Genomic DNA, 18,761 nt, shown 5'->3' on the forward strand with positions numbered 1-18,761 from the left:
ATTTTATTTTTCTTGTACATAACTATTGGAAGACTTTTAGAATTTAAGAGAAAGTCCCACGGTAAATGTCTTATTCAATGGGTAGAGTCTTCCCAGTTCATCATCCGGATGTTCCGGATCCACAAATTTCACTCCGGTAAATGTCAGCAGGTTATATGCGTTGGCAAATAGTCTCAGGTCCATTGACGAGAAAGATCTCAGTTTAGGTAATGTATACCCTATTTCAATACTTTTAAGACGGAGATAGGCGGTACTTACACGGTTAAAGCCAGAGTTTGCACGGGGATAGTTCCCGGTAAATCCATAGTAACCGCTGATCCATTCAATGGACGGATCCCAGGGATCAGCCAACGGATCGACGGGACGCCACCTGTCAAGGTATTGCGTCAGTGTGCCACCGCCGTTACTTCCCCATATTCCGTAGAGCGCTTCCTTATATTCCATGGAACCAAGCGCCGATCCTTGCAGGAGAAGGCTAAGATCCACATTCTTATAGGTCGCGTCGAACGTGAAACTGTAGTTGAACCACGGAGTCTGGTCAAAGGCAATAGGGTGTTGGTCCTGATCGTTGATCTCTCCATCGCCGTTCCAGTCGAGGTATTTATAATCGCCTGGCAAAGTACCCCGCTCTTTATAGATAGGGTAACTCCATATATCCTCCCAACTCAGGTATCGTCCGTCCGTAGCAAAACCGAACTGCATCCCCTGGTAACGATTGGTAAGGTTATCATTACGCCATCTGTCGTATGAATTTCCCCAAGGTCCTTTCTCAGAAGCGGTCAGATATTTCTGGCGGGTGATTGTCCCCATTGCTTTCATCCTGTAATAGAGATTACCAACCCTGTTTCTGTGAGACAATTCCAGATCCATTCCGAAATGGCGGTCGCTGTCGAGATTTTCCCGTGGGGCCTCCGCTCCCACCACTGTAGGCAGGTCACCCACACGGCGGGCAAAACGTCCATGCCTTTCCCTGTTAAAGAAGTCGAATGAAAAGCCGAAGAGTCCGTTCCAGCCGTCAAAATCGATCCCTGCGTTGAACGTATGCGCGGTAAACCAGGTAATCATCCTGTTGGGCAACGCCAGGGTCGAAACCCCGTATACAAATTCATCTCCAAAAATATAACCGGGAGCATACTGGTTGTAATAGCCATTCTCGGCATTTCCGGATGTGGCCGGATAGGTGTAACCGGTTGCCCAGTCGTACCTCAACTCACCGTCATCACCCAGCACCCCGTAACTTGCCCGCAGCTTCAACTGGTCTACAAATGATGCTTGTTCCCACTCTTTGAAGAACGACTCCTCAGAGATACGCCATCCGACGGATGCCGAAGGGAAGAATCCCCATTGATAACCTTCGGCAAATTTTGAAGAGCCGTCATAACGAAATTGTGCCTCAGCGATATACCGGTCTCCGTAGGTATAATTAAGCCTACCGATCAGTGCCGAATTGGCCAGTTCATAGATATCGTCTTGTCCGGATCTCATTCCTCCGATCTGGTTCTCGTCCACACCGGCGAAAAGGTATTCCATCCTGAATGCGAGATCGCGCTGGGCATAGAAATTATCACCGACACGTTTCTGTGTTTCCCACCCTAACAAACCGCTTACAGAGTGTCTGTCGTCGAACGTACGGTTATAGTTCAGGATAAACTGACCCAGGAGTTGGCTCTTACTATACATCTCCCTTCTGATCTGGTTGGGAGAGCTCCTGTTATACAGTTTCGCATCATAGGAGCCGGTTACCGTATTATAAGCATACTGATAATACTCTCTTCTATTGATATTATTATCATCCATCCGGTAGTCATAGCTGACCAGTGCTTTTGCCGACAAGCCTTGCAGGCTGCCGGAAATCTTACTGAAGTCATAGTTCAGGGCAGCAGAGGACTGAAAGTACTTCTGGGCATATTTCCGGTAACCCGACACATCGGAGTAAATCATCGCCACCGTATTCTCTTCAAGATCAAGACCTTCATGATTGAGCATCGTATTTTCGGGATCCGCATAGGCCGGGAAGAGTACTCCCTGACGCCAGTAATTCCGGATAATATCTACCGAACTGGCATAGGGGGTATTGCGTTGATCGGCAATACCACTCAGATTAAGATCGAAAGTAAGGCCGTCGATGATCTCAGTTGTGATATTCGACCGGAGGTTGATCTTATTATAGTTGAGATCGCCCGACTTGAAAAATCCTTCCTGATAAAGATGCCCCAATCCGATATAATACTGGGTTTTCTCAGTCCCACCGGTAATACTCAGATCCGACTGGGTTTGCGGAGAATAGTTGGAGAAGAGCAGTGAAGTCCAGTCAGTGGTACGGCGCGTACCATTGCGAAACGCTTCAAAATTTGCTTCCGTATAAATGATATTTCCCCCGCTGATATTATTCATAGCCCGTTCGTTATAGATCGTCATCGTCTCATAGGGATCGGCCAGCACCGGCATACCCGATGGCCGCTGGAAAGTATAGGAGGTATTGAGTTCTATACTGGTCTTTCCTTCTCTGGAACCTTTCTTGGTTGTCACCAGCACTACCCCATTGGCCGCACGTACTCCGTAAATGGCAGCCGACGCATCTTTCAACACTGATATGTCTTCGATATCGTTGGGATTAAGCCGCTGAAATTCTCCGGTACTCCGGGGTATCCCGTCAATCACTACCAACGGGCTACCCAGTCCCCGGATATCAAAATTATTGTTGAATGTACCGGGTTCTGCACTTTTTTGCCATACCCTTACACCGGGTATACGCCCGGTAAGCATATTCTGAGGGTTCTCATTCTTGGTCTGTATCATTTCGGAACCTTTCACTCCTGATACCGCACCTGTCAGCGTAACTTTTCTCTGTGTGGCATAACCTACTACAACCACCTCATCGAGGCTCTGCTGTTCATATTCCAGAATCATATCGATCACGGAACGACCGTTCACCGGTTCTTCCTTTGTAATGAATCCCAGGAACATAAATTCCAGAACCCCGTCTTCCGGGGCATTGATCGAATAACGCCCGTCGATATCGGTAACAGTTCCCACAGTACTGTTCTTTACCATTACCGTTGCCCCGGGCAGTGGTTCATTATCGGTATCCCTGACCACTCCTGTTACATTGATATTCTGCGCCAATGATGTGGCCGGAACCAGAAGAAGCACCAGCAATGCCAGTTGCAGAAAGGCACTCACTCCGGTAAAAAATCTTTTTATCATACCCTTAAAATTTTTATTGGTTTTATTTTGTCAGCTCATACCGTGACAACACTGCATACTCAGCCGCAAAAGCAAAATTGAACATCCCTTCCGTATTGTTGTTATTGTTGGTCCGGCTCCATCCGACCAGCAGGTTGGTGGGTAGAAACCCGTTATAGAGGAACTGGTCGTAACCATAATCCAGATTCTTCTGAAAAGAGTCGATATAAGTAGCAGCTTTCGAATAGGAGGGGTAAAAATCCACATATCCTCTCATCAGTACTCCGTTAAACCAATTTCTGAAGCCACTGATATCATAGGTATAATATCCTTGCACATTCATGTCTTTCCTGGCGAAATAGGTGAAACTCGCATCCGATAGCCCCGACCCGTCGGCCAGATATTTTCCATTGCCCGTCGCCCTGTAAAGATCGGCAGCACCCGACAACATGGTACCACTGTTATAGGTGATTGCAGGTCCTACCCTGTCGCGGCAGGTGATCCCCTTGCGGTATGTAACTCCGTCGATTGTTTCCAATTCAGGATTTCCCGGGGTACATCCACCCATCATATCGTCATACACACCATCGGCCCGGAGCAGGTACTGCTTTTGCCAGTCATATATCTTTTCAGCAAACATGAGATAGTATTCGCTTTTCTTCATCTGTTGCGTCTTCCTTGTTCTCCTGTCTTCCGGATCGATATAGCGATGGGGCACCTCATCATCTTTTCCTTTATAGAGTTCATGGAGCCAGACTAAAGGACTCACCAACGGTCCATTGCTACAAGAGTGTTTGGTGACATATCCCGGCCCCCATGGGATACCTCCGGTCTCGTTTCCATCCGCATCAAAAGTACAGTCCCACCCATCGAGTACATATTCAGTAAGGTATTCTGCTTTTTCAAGATATTGCACTTCGCCCGTCAGTTTATAAGATTCCAGCAATTCCCGTATCAACCACATCTGGTCATCATACACATTTTCAATCCCATCTACCCGGGCCCCTCCTTTGGATGCTCCCCGGTTGACACCGTAGACCGTCCATTCCTTCGTCTGGGTATATGAGGTTAGCGTGAATGTTCCCAGATAGTAATCAGCATTGTCATAAAGGTTACTGAGTTGCTCCGAGTAGCGGTCGAAGTGCTCATTGTAGCGCGAATCGTTTCCCTGCTCTTTTTCTGCCTGAAGTGCGTGAAGGATCGCATTGACTGCTTCTATAGCGCTGGTATACATCCATATACTCCCCACCTCATCTGAACGGGTATCGGTATAAGGGTTGTAATACCGGGCCATAGTCATCGCACTTCCCGTAAAATGAGCGGCAATCGCGTTATCGGCGAGTTCCATGGCTCGCGTCAGATTCCTTTCCGCAAGACTCTCCTCCTGCGAAGGAGGAGGTTCCTGGTTACCATTTTCCGGCGTAGTCTCTCCGCAAGCACAGGTCATGAGCAGGAAAAGAGTGCCTATTACAATAATCACATTTTTCTTCATACTATTTATTTTATTTTCTATATTAATAAGATTAAATTGGATTAACGACACTTATTTTATTCCGTTTGACACCTCATTACATCGTCAAACCATCACTACTTTCCGATAAATCGGGACAAGTTGTCCCGATTTATCAGGATCATCACATCATCAATCAATTTTTTTATTTCAGTTCGATATTATGCAGTACCAGTTTATTTTCATCCCTGTTGGTTTCTCCCTTATAGATACCAAGTGCCAGGGTAACATTGGAACCATTGAACTGTGAGAGGTCGTAATTAAACAGAGCATATCCTTCGGGATTATCTTTACCACCATCCCCGTGTTTGAATCTCCAGCATCCGTTTTCCGCGGCTTCCGCCTCGTCTGCTGTATTGGATACCGGTGCAAGATGAGTTACCGTACCGTCATCTTCAATCGCGGTTAATTTAAAATAGGTATAGTTGCTCCCGAAATTGCGGGTACTAAGAGTCAGTCGGTTGTTTCCGGAGGCTATGGGGAATTTCGCGTAGAGGTATGCTTCCGGCACAGTGGTATTCACCTCAGCATCACCACGTGTTTTGATCAGATATCCTTCTGACGGGAACACTTCCGGATCTTTTTTCAGAGGCATAAACATCCACTCCGCTGCTACATGAGCTACCCCTCTCCATGCACGGTACGCAGTAACATATTCGTCACGGTTTCCGCCAACAGGACTGATTCCGGTAAACTTCTTCTTGGTATGCGGCATGGTAGAAAGTACAGTTTCACGACTGAGTTTCCATCCGTCAATGACTTCGGTTCCGGGCAACCAACCCCATCCCTCTACTTTTCTATCGGCAAAGCGGATAGCACGAAGTACAAGCTGTTTCCAGTAGTCACCGGTGGTTTGCCGGTAGATCCCGATGGCGATGATCACTTCCTTTCCGACATAAGCGCTCAGGTCGAAATCGAAATCGGTATAGTCTCCCGAACCATACGTACGGGTTTCACCCACTTTTTCAGCTTTGGGCTGTTCAGCAGAAAGATCCACTACCTGCACGCCAAAGTAGGCAGGAGCCGATTCATCTGCATTATGGGTACGCAGTCTTAATGAAAGAATTCTGTTCTCATTGGTGATCAACTTGCTACCGAACACGAAAGAGTCGAATACATCCAGATCAGCAGGGTTTTTCTGTTCATCTCCGTTGTTACGGATCTGGAGCGTGGTACCTTCATTCTGTTCCTGCCATGCACCCCTGAAATCGAGCGTACTCATATAGTTACATGCCCAGTCCCAGTGCGGATAATCATCGGCATTCCTACCTCCCCGGTATTCATTATAGTACCATTTCTCCGCTTTTTGCAAATCTGCGGCAGTCAGGCCCCGGAGTAACTCTTCTCCGCCCATCTGCACATTCACTGTTACCACCTCGTCCACAAAATCGGAACTTGACACCTGCTGTACTACCGTTACATAATTATCCTTGGTAAATGTTACGGTATAATCATCCTCAACCAGGTTACGTATCTCATAGGTTCCGTCTTCACCTGTTGTTACAGTCCCTGCGACACCAATAGTGACCTTCACTCCTGAAAGCGGTGCACCGTCATTCTTGGCATCTGTAACCTTCCCGATAATTCTGGCAGAAGCCTTGATCATCTCCATATCGGCATTCGCCATACCACTCTCATCAAATTTATCGGCAGTAACCGTAAGGCTAACCGTAAGCCATCCATCTTTAGAGAAAGTGAGAGCATGCGTTTTGTAGGTTACATTTTCAAAAATGTACCTACCATCATCCCCACTCGTTGTGGACATATCCTTTTCTTTAATACCCGAAAGAGTGATCTGTATCCCGGGAATAGGGTCACCATTGGCGTCTGTAACAATACCGGCAATTTTACCGAGTCGATTATCTACAGTTCCTTCATCTTTTTCACAGGAAACCTGGCACAATAGCATTAATCCGATTAATGCAACATAGAATAAGTTTTTCATCTGATTTATAAATTTATTTACATTAGTGTCCACTAAAAAATCATAATAGTTCTTTGAAATTGTTGATATTCAATTTATTGTATCCGATTTTCGAGTCAACGGATTTGAATTTATCTTTGCGGTCAGAATCAGACCGTTATGCATAAAGACCCATTCGTTTTCTCCCAATTAGTCCAGTTCATGGATAGGAATCACTTCAATTACCTTGTACGCAAGTATGAAGGTGATAGATACGTCAAGAGCTTTACCTGTTGGAATCAGCTACTTACGATGATGTTCGGGCAACTGACCAACCGCGAAAGCCTCCGCGATCTAATTGTAGCGACCGAGGCGCATAGCGGCAAACTTTACCATCTTGGAATGGGAAAGTCGGTGACCCGAAGCAATCTTAGCAAGGCTAATGAGCAGCGCGACTATCGTATATTCGAGGACTATGCCAAGTTCATGATCAACGAGGCAAGGAAGCGGCGGATTGACAAAATCTTCGAGCTTGAAGGGCATGTCTATGCGTTCGATTCGACTACGATTGACCTGTGTCTGTCGGTGTTCGAATGGGCTAAATTCCGTAAGCATAAAGGCGGCATCAAGATGCACACGCTTTACGATATAGAGGCTCAAGTTCCTGCTTTCGTGCATATTACTCCGGCAAACGTACACGATTCCAAGGCTATGCTTGAGATACCATACGAGCCAGGGGCCCATTATATTTTCGATCGCGGCTACAACGATTACGGCAACCTGTACACTATTCACCGCACTAAAGGATTCTTCGTTCTGAGAGCCAAAAACAACGTCCAGATGAAGCCGAGAACTTGGAAAAGGCGACTTGCGCGAGGCATCGTTTCCGACATAGTCGGCACTTTCACCGTGTATAAAAGCACCAAGGTTTATCCGGAGGAACTGCGAAAGGTGATTTGCATCGATCCTGAGGATGGTAGCAAATACATTTTTCTTACCAATAATCTGACAGCCACGGCCTCTCTGATTTCGGAACTTTACCGCAATCGGTGGAGTGTGGAACTATTCTTCAAATGGGTGAAGCAACATCTCCGAATCAAGAAGTTCTGGGGTACATCAGAGAATGCCGTGCGTGTCCAAATCTATTGTGCAATAATTACTTATTGCCTTGTAGCAATAGTTCAACACGGCATGAAATTGGAACGCAGCATCTACGAAGTCCTTCAAATTCTTGGAATCTCGCTTACCGACAAGACCCATTTGCGGGACTTGTTCGACAAAAAGAATATCAATGATGTCAAAGATCTCTATGGTTCGAGTGAACTAAATTTATTCAACTTTTAACCGTGTCCAATTTTTAGTGGACACTTGTGATTTATTTACATTTCTCTGTTTTTCACATAATACATTCAGCCTCACTGACATTTTTCACATATTTAAAAATATGCACCTCGTCGTTGGCTTCAAATATAGAGGCGGCGTGGTTAATCAGCGGGTTAAATAAGGGTTACATTTTTTAAATTAACAGTAATCCATCAAACTATTAACTATTCTTCTATCTGTTTTATCATCCGTACGAAAGTGATCCGTTTGTATTATGTGAGTGGTTATATTATCTTTGTAGAAAGAGTTTTTTATAACGGTATTCTTAAATATCGGGGATTATGATATGACTCAGGAATAGGAATTCATCGTATGTATGTAGTCACTAAGAAACTATTATATATTTTTTTTATATTTTACTCATTGAATTTACAGGGAATTTTTGCGGAAGGACTCCGTTTTTTCGGTAACGGTTATCCGATAGACAAAAGAACCTCCTATAATGTTTTCAGTGAGCATCCTGTCACATTTTCAGATAATTACGAAATCAGCTTTGATCTTTCTTTATACTTAACATCCGACATAGGCAATATTGTCCGGATTAAAGACAGTGACAATCGTATATTCAATCTGTTTTACGACGGGCATGAGAAAGATCATCTTTTCCTGTTGAATGAAGAAGGGCGAAGCAATCTGATCAGCGTCGCTCTGGATAAGTCGGTCTATCCTCCACGTGAATGGGTTTCCATACATATCGGATTCGATCTTAAACGTAATATAATTACTCTTACTGTTGCAGATCAGATCTATCAGTCGGATAATATCTCTCTTCCTGATAAGTTCGCTCCGACTATTGTATTCGGAAGAAGCGACCATATCATAGATGTACCTCCTTTTGCCATTAAGGATCTCTCTGTCGGTAATAACAGAAAGTTCAGATTTCTCCTCGATGAATATCAGGGTAATATAGTGCATGATATCCGGGGGAAAAAAATGGGAAGTGTTGCCAATCCCGATTGGCTGATCAACGACTCCTATCACTGGAAATTAGAATCCCAATTCCGTTCTTCTACCGTTTCAGGTACAAATTATCATGACGGACGAAAAGAGCTCTATTATTTTAATCGTGATTCGATCCTGATATTCAATTTAAGAACAAGGAGTTCCGAGACGATCATATTCAGTGAACCTTGTCCCGTTGACCTCAGATTAGGTACAAATTTCATTGACCAGGAGAACGACCGGTTATACTGTTACGAGGTATATCACGACAGCACCTATCAAGGCCCGACCGTTGCAAGCCTGGATCTGCACACTTTCAAATGGCGGATCGAGAGCTACGATAGGCTACCCACTCAGCTTCATCACCATGCTTCATGGTTCGATGCATCGTCACGACAATACATGATATTCGGCGGCTTCGGCAATATGCGCTTCAGCGACCAGTTTTACCGATATAGTCTCGACACACAGGAATGGAATTCCTTCCCTATAGATAATAAAGGGAGTATCACTCCCAGATACTTTACATCATTGGGACATCATGAAGAAAGTCACCGACTTTATCTTTTCGGGGGTACGGGAAACTTGTCGGGAGACCAGTTACTGGGGAGGGAGTATTTTTATGATCTTTACAGGTTGAATTTACAAACCAATGTGCTCAAAAAAGTATGGGAAATTCCATGGAATCAGGAAAATGCAGTACCGGTGAGGGGAATGGTTATCAATGACAAATCGTTTTTCTATACATTGTGTTACCCGGAACACTTCACCGAGTCGTTCCTGAAACTTTATCGATTCTCCCTGCAGGATGGAGACTATACCATATTGGGTGACTCCATCCCGATCTACTCAGACAAAATCAATACCAATGCCAATCTCTACTATGACGAGGATCTGAACACCCTTTATGCTGTTGTTCATGAATTTGAAGATGATATTAAATCCGATTTGCATATCTATTCTCTCGCTTTTCCTCCGATTACGGAAAAGGAGCTTGCCAACCATCCGCCAACAGGAAAGAAAAGTGACACATGGATTATTTACCTGATAATAGTAGCGATCTTAACCGGCACAGGAATTGTTTTATACAGGTCGGGCAGGGGTAAAAGAAAAGATGTACAGATATTTGATATCAGTAACACTTTTAATAAACTCAATCACAAAAACAAAGTACAACCTAAGACCAATTCTATTTATCTGTTCGGTGAATTTACAGTGTGTAACCGCGATAATCGCAATATCACCTATATGTTCAGTAAAAAGCTGAAAGAAACATTTTGTTTGCTATTACAATACAGCCAGGAAAAGGAAGGTATCACCTCACAGCATCTGAGCAGGCTGTTATGGCCTGAAAAACCGCTTCAGGAAGTAAAAAACATAAGGAATGTAACTTTAAACCGTCTCCGCAAGATATTGGAAGAGCTGGATGGGATAGAACTTCTTTATGAGAAAGGTATGTTCACTATCACGCTAAAAAGTCCGATTTACTGTGATTATACAAGGTGTATGGAGATTCTTTCTTCAAATCAGTGGGAAGCTGAATACAAAGAGCTGATCGAGATTGTAATCCGCGGCAAATTTCTGGAAAATGAAGATAAACCGTTTTACGATTCGTTGAAGGAGAAGACGGAAAAACGGATTGAACCGCTCATCATCCGTGCTATGGAAGAGAGTTATGATAAGGAGCAGTGGCAGACGACTATTGATCTTGCACAAGCCGCTTTTCATATCGACCCTATGAATGAAACGGCACTCAATTGTATGATCAAGGCGATGCAGAAACTGGGGATGCATGAAGGCGCCAAGATCAAGTATCTTTCTTTCCTGATAGAATACAAAAAAATAATGGGAAAGGAGTATCCCAATCCCTTGAAATTATAAATTCAACTTTCGGGTGTTGTATGATTACGAAAGTTAAACTATAAATTTACACAAATTTCTCACGTTTTTGCAGGTTAAGAAAGCCGACCATCAGCCACACTATACCGCCGATTATCAGAAAAAGACGGCTTTTAAGGATAGTGTTTTGCCAGATCATAGGGTGGATGTTTTCAGGTATGGAAAAAGGGTTCAGGAAAACATTCCAAAAGGAATTAGCAATCTGGCGATTGGCATTCATGAAGATAAATAACAGAAGCCCTAAAATAATCATGATCACAGCCGTACCGTTACCGCTCCTGGTGATGGTCGAAAACATAAAAGCCAGATTGCCGAAAAACAGCATCGGGAAAATAAGCTGTGCAGCCATTTCAAACACATTGACCGGATAAAGTAAAATACGGGCGACATAAGCAAAAACAACCAGGATAAAATAATTTGCCACATAAATCATCAGCATACGCACACCCCATACCTTATAACGATAATTGGGTATACCGAAAATAATCTCCAGAATACGGTTGTCTTCATCATTCTGAATACCGAAAACAACCGGATAGAAAATAAGCAGCAAACAGGGAAACAGTAATAAACCATAGATCGAGCCCTCATTGATCTCCGCCCGGTTCCATGCCTGCTGAAACATGAAAAAGGCAAAAAAGCCAAAAGCCGCCAAAAGAAACCAGAAGAATTTACCGGCAAATATAATCTTTAAGTTATACCGCACGATCTTCGTTGTCAAGCCTATATAATTTTTTATACTCATACGGATCAATAAAACCATCCAGCGCATCACTCTTAGGATCTGATATTTTTCAACAAACATAAGTAAGCATCTTCAAGGTTGGCTTCCACCTGTACTGCACCCGGATAAGGCTCCGTCACAGAGATATAGCGCACCTGTATCCGATCTCCAACCTGGATATTATGCACCACCAACGATTTATCTAATTTTTCCTCAAACGACTCCTTATCGATCAGGAACTGCCATACTTTACCCACAGCCATATTCACCATATTCTCCGGTACTCCGAAGTATTTCAACTCCCCTTTGTCCACTACCACGACCTGGTTACAAGAGCTGGAGATATCTTCAATGATATGTGTGGAAAAGATGACAATACGGTTTTTACTTAATTCTACCAATAAGTTACGGAAACGGATACGTTCGCGCGGGTCAAGTCCTGCCGTAGGTTCATCCACAACAAGAATGCGCGGCAAATGCAAAAGTATCAAGGCAATACCTATCCGCTGTTTCATTCCGCCCGAGAAAGAACCGATCTTATCATCCTTGCGTTCGTACATGTGTACTGCTTTCAATACATACTCGATCCGTTCACTGCGTACTTTACCGTCGGTCAATCCTTTAAGTATAGCCTGATAATCCAGAAACTCCCGGGAAGTCATGTTCTCATACGTACCGAACTCCTGCGGAAGGAAACCGATCAGACTCTGCAGTTCTTCGCGGTATACACGGGTATCCAACCCGTTGATCCAGATACTTCCATAGCTTTGTTCCAAAATACCCGTGACAATACGCATCAGGGTCGATTTTCCGGCCCCGTTCGGGCCAAGCAATCCGAACATGCCTGTTTTTATTTCAAACGACACACTACGCAGTGCCTTAAACGGACGACGACGCTTACCGATCACAGGAATATTCATAACCAGACGGAAACAGGAACGTTTCAACCCTGCAAACCGGCCTTTTACGCGTTCAATATTGATATTCTTTGCATATAGGTATTGAGACGTGACATAAATAGCAATACCCACTCCCCACAAAACTCCAATAATCAAGACCATCGGAAGATTATCCAGTTTCTTGTAGAGACCAAACAAGATCAAAGGCGGTATACTCCAGAAAATGAAGCGGTTCACATATCTTACTACCCTGCTTCCTTCAAACCGATAAAAAAGGTATGCCCTTATCTTGCGCCACAAATACAGTGTGGCGGCATACATAATAAAAGAGAGCAGGAAACTCCATAACTTGCTTTCGATATAAAAGTAAGTGAAATAGAAGCCAAATCCCCAAAGGATAAATTGCCAGCTGACATTGACAAAATCTTTCAGCGAATGGTACTCACCACTCAGTCCCAAACGTCGTCGTATTGCCAATCCGCTGTTCCATTCACGGGCAAAACGTCCGGAACGGTCATATATCTTCACCAGGCTGCGCACCACGATATGTATTTCCTGATCCGGATCAACCACATCTGCTTTGGCACGCCGCAGGCTGGTCTGCATGAAATGGGTAACCCCCGGGATAAGTGCTGTCAGCGCCGTCAGGTATAACACCTGATACAACACTCCGTCTCCATACAGATAGATGCATGCCACACCCATCACAAAAAGCACGAGATGGATTATTTTTGTTTTTACCGGCAGCGTACGATACCATTCCAACGTGTTCTCCAGTCCCATATTCACTGTTGGGATAATCACAAGTGTCAACAAAGTTGAAAACACAAGTCCTCCTATCACGGTAATGGCAAAGGGGGCGCCGATGGCTCCCGCATATTCCGTATCGCCCATCGCCAACGGAAGCATGGCTATGATCGTCGTGATAGCCGTAATCAGGATCGGACGGATGCGTGACAGCCCGGCTGTCATCAACGCCCGTTCACGGCGGAATCCGCGCTTTCGGAGAATATTCGCGTAGTCGATCAGAATGATACCGTTATTTACCACCACACCCAGCAAGATGAGGAATCCCATCAATGTATTCGCGTTCAGAAGGCTGTTTCCGGTGATGATTAATGCAAGCAACGAACCGATGGCGGCCAGTGGGATGGAAAAGAGCATGACCAAAGGGGTAGTGACAGACTCAAACACAACCGCCAGGATCATGAATATAAATAAAAAAGCAGCAAGGATAAGAAATCTAAACTCCCCGAACTGATCTTCTTCATGGATCACCTCGACAGCTACACCTGCCGGCAGATTATAGTTGGCAATCAACTCATCAATATTGTTGCGATAACTATCAAGCAACGTTTTGGATTGCTCGGCGCTCCGTAAGAATGAGTAGCGTACCTCAAGTTGTTTATCCTGATTGACACGCGTGATACGGGCTCGTCCGAATCCTTTGTTGATAGTCGAAATATCTTGCAGGTTATGCAAACCTCCGCTTGTATTCATGATCTGTACCGCTTCAAGATCATCTATCGTTTTTTGTTTTCTACGTTGCTCCTCCTCTTCTTCGGGTGTTTGATCCCGGATAATAATATCATACGATTCATCGCCTACCCTGAACGTGGTTCCCGACGAAAACTCCGTATTCAATTCGGATAACCCGGTCAATATATTAGCACGTGTAATATCATAGGAAGTGAGTAATATCTGATCGAAATCAAGCAGGATCTCCGGCTGACGACGCATAAAAGAGACCCGGGAATTTTGTATATAATCCTGCTGGTCAATTTGATATTGAATATCTTCGCCCACCAGCTGCATCATTTCATAATCCGACCCTTTGATAACAATCCGTTCCTGATTATCTCCAATACCCAACATGCTCATGAAACCGACCATTCCGCTCAATCCTCCGGTATCACTCTGTCGACCTCCCGTAGCGTCAGCCACATATATCTCTGCTCCCCCGACATTGGGAATTCGGGCCTGTACATCCGCTTTGATATCGGATATTTTACGTTTCCCGATCTTTTGGAAGTTCTCCTGCAAAACAAGCGTCAATACAGCCTCTTCCTCATTGACACGGCTGATAAGGTCTTGTTTTTCGGGGATCTCCTCAAGGCGTTCTTCCAACACTACAACTATATTATCGGTATTTTCCAATGTGCTTCCGGCGGGCATCGTAACATAAATATTAAAACGGTCCGAATCCACCTCCCTGTTTTGTCGCGTAGCTGTCGAAAGCGATAAGATCAGGGCAAGAAAAAGCAGGATGATGGCGCCGAAGATGGTCACACCGGGGTTGCGCATACATGTCTTTAACAGCACGAGGTATACCTGAGTCGGGCGTTGCGACAAGGATACTTTTTCATAAAAAACACTTTCGTCTTTCTTACTGCGCAAAACAAAATAGGTGGTCATCGGCACGAACAAAAGCGCCACGGCCAGAGAGACCAAAAGGGTAGAGATGATCGATACACCGATATGGCTTCCCATGAGTTTGAGCAAAAAATTATCCGAAAAAATAAAAGGGAGAAAAACAATTACCGTGGTAAAGGTTGCCGCCACAATCGAACGCCACACCTCTTTGGTTCCCTGCTTAACCGACTCGCCGGGCGGCATGCCCGTGCCGGACAACCGGTAGATATTTTCCAGGACGACGATACTGTTATCCAACAACATACCTACAGCCAAAGCCATGCCGACAAGCGTAAGGCTATTGACAGAGATTCCTGCATAATAGAAGAAGTTGAAAGCGGTAAAGACAGATATCGGGATAGAAAGAACAATAAAAAATACCAACCGGACATTTTTCAGGAAGAACCAAAGCACCAGGACAGCCAGCAATCCCCCCATCAAGGCAAGATTGATGATCTGGTTGATATTATTCTCCATCGTTTCGGCCGTATTGGCGTCGACCACGATCTCCACATCCAGAATTGCCAGTCGTCCATTCAGTTCGTCAATGGTTTCTAACGTACGATGCGACAGGTCAATCAGATTTGTCTGTGCATCATTGACAAGTGAAACAGATATCGCCTCCATGCCATTGACACGGCTAAAAGAGGTTTCTTCTTTCAAATCGAAGAATATAGTTGCCACATCTTTTAATAAAATGGGACCAGGGGCAATCACGAGATTTTCCAGATCCGACACTTTGGTATAAGACGAGTTTATGTGAACGAAATATTGGCTTTCGGTTTCTTTGACAGTACCGACAAATACTTTTTCACGGGCGTTGCTGCTCAGCAGATTGCTTATCTGGGAGGGAGTGATATTCAATGCCCTGCCCGCCTCTTTATTCAATTGTATCTCGATGGCCCGCTCACGTCCACCGAAAACCTGAACCGCGGCGATCCCGTCGATATTCTCCAGTTCGGATACCACTTCCTCGTCCACAATATTACGTACCCGATCGACTCCCCCGTACCCACGCACCTGCAGTGACATGAAAGCATTACTCATCATCGACACGTCCATTTTCTGCACACGTACGGTGAAACCATCGGGAAGTGAAGCCGATACTTCCTTCATCTTCTCTTCCAGCCTCAACGAAGTGGTCTTGAAATTCACATTGCTCTTAAAATCAATGCGTATGGATGATTGCCGGCTGCTGATCTCCGATTGTATCTTGTCAACTCCACCCACGGAGCTGATGGCTCCTTCAAGCGGGATGATTACTTCCGATTCCACATAGGCAGGATCCATATCCTGTTGTGAACTGACAGATACGAACAGCATCGGCAACTCCGCATTGGGAAGCAGCTCTATCGGTAATTGTTTATAAGACACATACCCCAACAGGGTAAATGCAATAAACAACATACTGATTGTTATTCTTCTATTTAAAAGAAAGTCCATCCTTTTCGTTTCAATCTTATTCAGCTTCCATCAATCTCATTCAAACCCTGTCTCCTCGTCTCCCCAAACTCCGCTTCATTTGTTCAAAGACGTAATATACACAGGGGATAACAACCAGACTCATCAACGTTGAAGTAACCAGTCCGCCAATCACGGCCACCGCCATTGACGAACGCATTGATGCCCCTTCCCCGAAACCAAATGTCATCGGCAACAGCACCAGTATGGTCGTAAGCGTTGTCATGATGATCGGCCGTATACGCTGTTGTCCCGCTTGCACGATCGCCTCTGTCAGTTCCATCGTTGTCTTCAACTGGTTGATGCGCGCGACCAACAGGATTGAATTGTTGATAGCTATCCCGGCCAACATGATGATACCTATCACACCCATGATATTAAGAGGTATCCCCGTTATCAGAAAGATCATGACGGCACCCACCAGGCCAAACGGTATGGTTAATAATATCACGAACGGATAGAGTAATGATTCGTACTGGGAAGACAAAACCATGTATACCAAAACCACGGAAAGCAATAATGCAAACAAAAGACTCTCCATCGACTCCTTACGTTTCTCCTCTTCTCCTGTTACTGTGATGGAATAATTGGAGGGAAGCTCTATATCCCGGACAGCAACGCGAATATCCTGGGCTACCCTGTCAAGTGACCTGCCTGTTTCCATATCGGAAACTATCTTGTTGATGCGGCTTTGGTTACGACGGAATATCTCTTTGGGTGCCTGCGAGCCGGTGATGGTAGCTATTTCATTTAACCGGAATTCCTGACTTCCGCTTCTTATCACCAGATTTCCCAATTCGCTCCTGGTGATATCCGGCACTTTGATGAGGATATCACGCATCTCCCCCCTATAATCCATTTTCCCGACTTCCCGTCCCTGCAGTTGTTGCCCTATCTGCTGGACTACAGTGGCAACCGTAATGTTATTGATTCCCGCAATTGTACGGTTAATAGAGACGTTCAATTCAGGTGCCCCGTCTGCCATCGACGACTTAATATTATAAATACCGTCCACAGATGCCATTTCCGATAAAACTTCATCAGTGAGAAAAGCGATCTCATCCAGATCTTCCCCTTTGACTTCCACAACAATGGGCGCTTCATCACTTCCCAGAAATTCACCCAATGAATGGTCATCCTGCTTAAACGAAAGTTCCAGACCTTCTATGTTATCTGTCGCTTCCAGAAAACGGGAGATCACCTCTTCAGGTGATAAACGGCTCTGTTCGGATAAAATAACTTTCATCATGGCCGTATGTTCACCTTCGAATATCTCATTTGAAGACCCCTTACCGATATGGCTATATATCGTGGCCAGACTATCCTCACTTATTGTATGAAGCAGGTATTCCAGATTATTCACTACTGCATCGGTCCGTTCTAACCGGGTACCTTCCGGCAGTTTGACCGATACCGTAAAATCTTTTCCTTCCGTACGGGGCAGAAACTCGGTACCGATAAATGGAAAAAGAAACAGGGAAATAACCAATATAGCTGTCGAAATACCAATCACCAACCAGCGATGTTTGAGCAAAGCCCGAAGCTGTTTACTATACCCTTTGAATTGTACTGCCTTTGTCTCGGTTCTAATCTTCTTCCGTCCCGAAAACCTGTCATATAACATGGGGATCACCAATAAAGCGACAAATAGTGATGACAGTAACGAGAAGGTCACGGTCCATGCCTGATCTCTGAAAAGTTCTCCCGAAGCGCCATGCAAATAGACAATCGGGATAAATACAACGATGGTTGTCAATGTAGAGGCAATGACAGCACCAGATATTTCAGTTGTTCCTTTGACAATCGATTCTTCCCGATCCAGACCTTGTTCCCGATTTCGGAATATACTCTCTATCACCACGATAGCATTGTCGATAAGCATCCCTGCTCCCAAAGCCAGGCCGCTTAATGTCATAATATTAAGCGTCAACCCATTGAAATACATCATATTAAACGTAGCAATGATGGATATGGGTATGGATATGCTGACAATAAGCGTTGTACCTATGCGGCGAAGAAAGAAAAACAGGACCAGCACGGCTAATAGCATACCCAGGAAAGCACTGTCTCTTACCTCCCCGATCGCTTGTTTGATAAAAGTCCCCTGATTACTGATGACCTGGAACTTATATCCCGGCAGCGCCTGCTCAATAACACGCAACTGATTTTCTATTAAATTGACAGCCCTGACCGTGTTAAATTGTGTCTCTTTGTAGACGGAGAGGCCGATACAACGCTCTCCGTTGATGCGCACAATATTATCGGGACGTGCATTTTCAAACTTCACGGTTGCCACTTCACCTAAAAACAAAGGCGCCCTTTCTGTATAGCCATCTGTATTTTGCGAAGCGGCTCCTGCAGTGCTTGTCCCGGTAGGATTATAACTGACTCATGTTTCGCACTTCCCTCAAACCATTGACAAAGAAATAGAAGGGAAATGCA

Annotated in this window: 8 protein-coding genes; 2 read left to right on the forward strand and 6 right to left on the reverse strand. The window is 44.7% G+C overall.

From position 1 onward, the window contains the following. Positions 1-36: 36 nt before the first annotated feature. From U2P89_RS13535 to U2P89_RS13545, 3 genes are all read right to left on the reverse strand, one after another. A complete protein-coding gene (locus U2P89_RS13535) occupies positions 37-3,207 on the reverse strand; it encodes a SusC/RagA family TonB-linked outer membrane protein (RefSeq protein ID WP_076931275.1) in 3,171 nt (1,056 codons plus the stop codon). Positions 3,208-3,229: 22 nt separating this feature from the next. Beyond that, complete coding sequence (locus tag U2P89_RS13540; protein ID WP_083711053.1) at positions 3,230-4,678, reverse strand: glycoside hydrolase family 76 protein; 1,449 nt, start codon at positions 4,676-4,678, stop codon at positions 3,230-3,232. Positions 4,679-4,841: 163 nt separating this feature from the next. Continuing rightward, complete coding sequence (locus U2P89_RS13545; protein ID WP_313382181.1) at positions 4,842-6,641, reverse strand: MSCRAMM family protein; 1,800 nt, start codon at positions 6,639-6,641, stop codon at positions 4,842-4,844. A gap of 138 nt (positions 6,642-6,779) precedes the next feature. Between U2P89_RS13545 and U2P89_RS13550 the strand changes: the two genes are divergently transcribed. Together U2P89_RS13550 and U2P89_RS13555 are read left to right on the forward strand one after the other, a co-directional pair. Next, positions 6,780-7,943: an IS4 family transposase gene (locus tag U2P89_RS13550; RefSeq protein WP_076928794.1), complete on the forward strand. Its 1,164-nt coding sequence runs from the start codon at positions 6,780-6,782 to the stop codon at positions 7,941-7,943. Positions 7,944-8,345: 402 nt separating this feature from the next. Continuing rightward, positions 8,346-10,805, forward strand: a complete 2,460-nt coding sequence (locus U2P89_RS13555) for a kelch repeat-containing protein (RefSeq protein WP_322191650.1) — start codon at positions 8,346-8,348, stop codon at positions 10,803-10,805. A 46-nt stretch (positions 10,806-10,851) separates the two neighbouring features. Here the strand turns inward: U2P89_RS13555 and U2P89_RS13560 are convergent, their stop codons facing one another. Genes U2P89_RS13560 through U2P89_RS13570 form a run of 3 tightly spaced genes read right to left on the reverse strand, consistent with a single transcriptional unit; the run spans position 10,852 to position 18,630 of the window. Further along, on the reverse strand, positions 10,852-11,568 hold the full coding sequence (locus tag U2P89_RS13560) for a hypothetical protein (RefSeq protein ID WP_322191651.1): 717 nt from the start codon (positions 11,566-11,568) through the stop codon (positions 10,852-10,854). Between the two features lie 32 nt (positions 11,569-11,600). After that, positions 11,601-16,301, reverse strand: a complete 4,701-nt coding sequence (locus U2P89_RS13565) for an efflux RND transporter permease subunit (RefSeq protein WP_322191652.1) — start codon at positions 16,299-16,301, stop codon at positions 11,601-11,603. Positions 16,302-16,341: 40 nt separating this feature from the next. Next, positions 16,342-18,630 carry an efflux RND transporter permease subunit gene (locus U2P89_RS13570; protein WP_416188641.1) on the reverse strand — a complete coding sequence of 763 codons (2,289 nt, stop codon included), beginning with the start codon at positions 18,628-18,630 and terminating at the stop codon, positions 16,342-16,344. Positions 18,631-18,761: the final 131 nt, after the last annotated feature.

Origin of the sequence: Proteiniphilum sp., assembly GCF_034331125.1 — a bacterium.
Taxonomy (GTDB): domain Bacteria; phylum Bacteroidota; class Bacteroidia; order Bacteroidales; family Dysgonomonadaceae; genus Proteiniphilum; species Proteiniphilum saccharofermentans.

Bases quoted from the DNA above. Each gene is read 5' to 3' on its own strand.
- U2P89_RS13540 (WP_083711053.1), bottom strand. From the start codon at position 4,678: ATGAAGAAAAATGTGATTATTGTAATAGGCACTCTTTTCCTGCTCATG.
- U2P89_RS13560 (WP_322191651.1), bottom strand. From the start codon at position 11,568: ATGAGTATAAAAAATTATATAGGCTTGACAACGAAGATCGTGCGGTAT.
- U2P89_RS13535 (WP_076931275.1), bottom strand. From the start codon at position 3,207: ATGATAAAAAGATTTTTTACCGGAGTGAGTGCCTTTCTGCAACTGGCA.
- U2P89_RS13565 (WP_322191652.1), bottom strand. From the start codon at position 16,301: ATGGACTTTCTTTTAAATAGAAGAATAACAATCAGTATGTTGTTTATT.
- U2P89_RS13550 (WP_076928794.1), top strand. From the start codon at position 6,780: ATGCATAAAGACCCATTCGTTTTCTCCCAATTAGTCCAGTTCATGGAT.
- U2P89_RS13545 (WP_313382181.1), bottom strand. From the start codon at position 6,641: ATGAAAAACTTATTCTATGTTGCATTAATCGGATTAATGCTATTGTGC.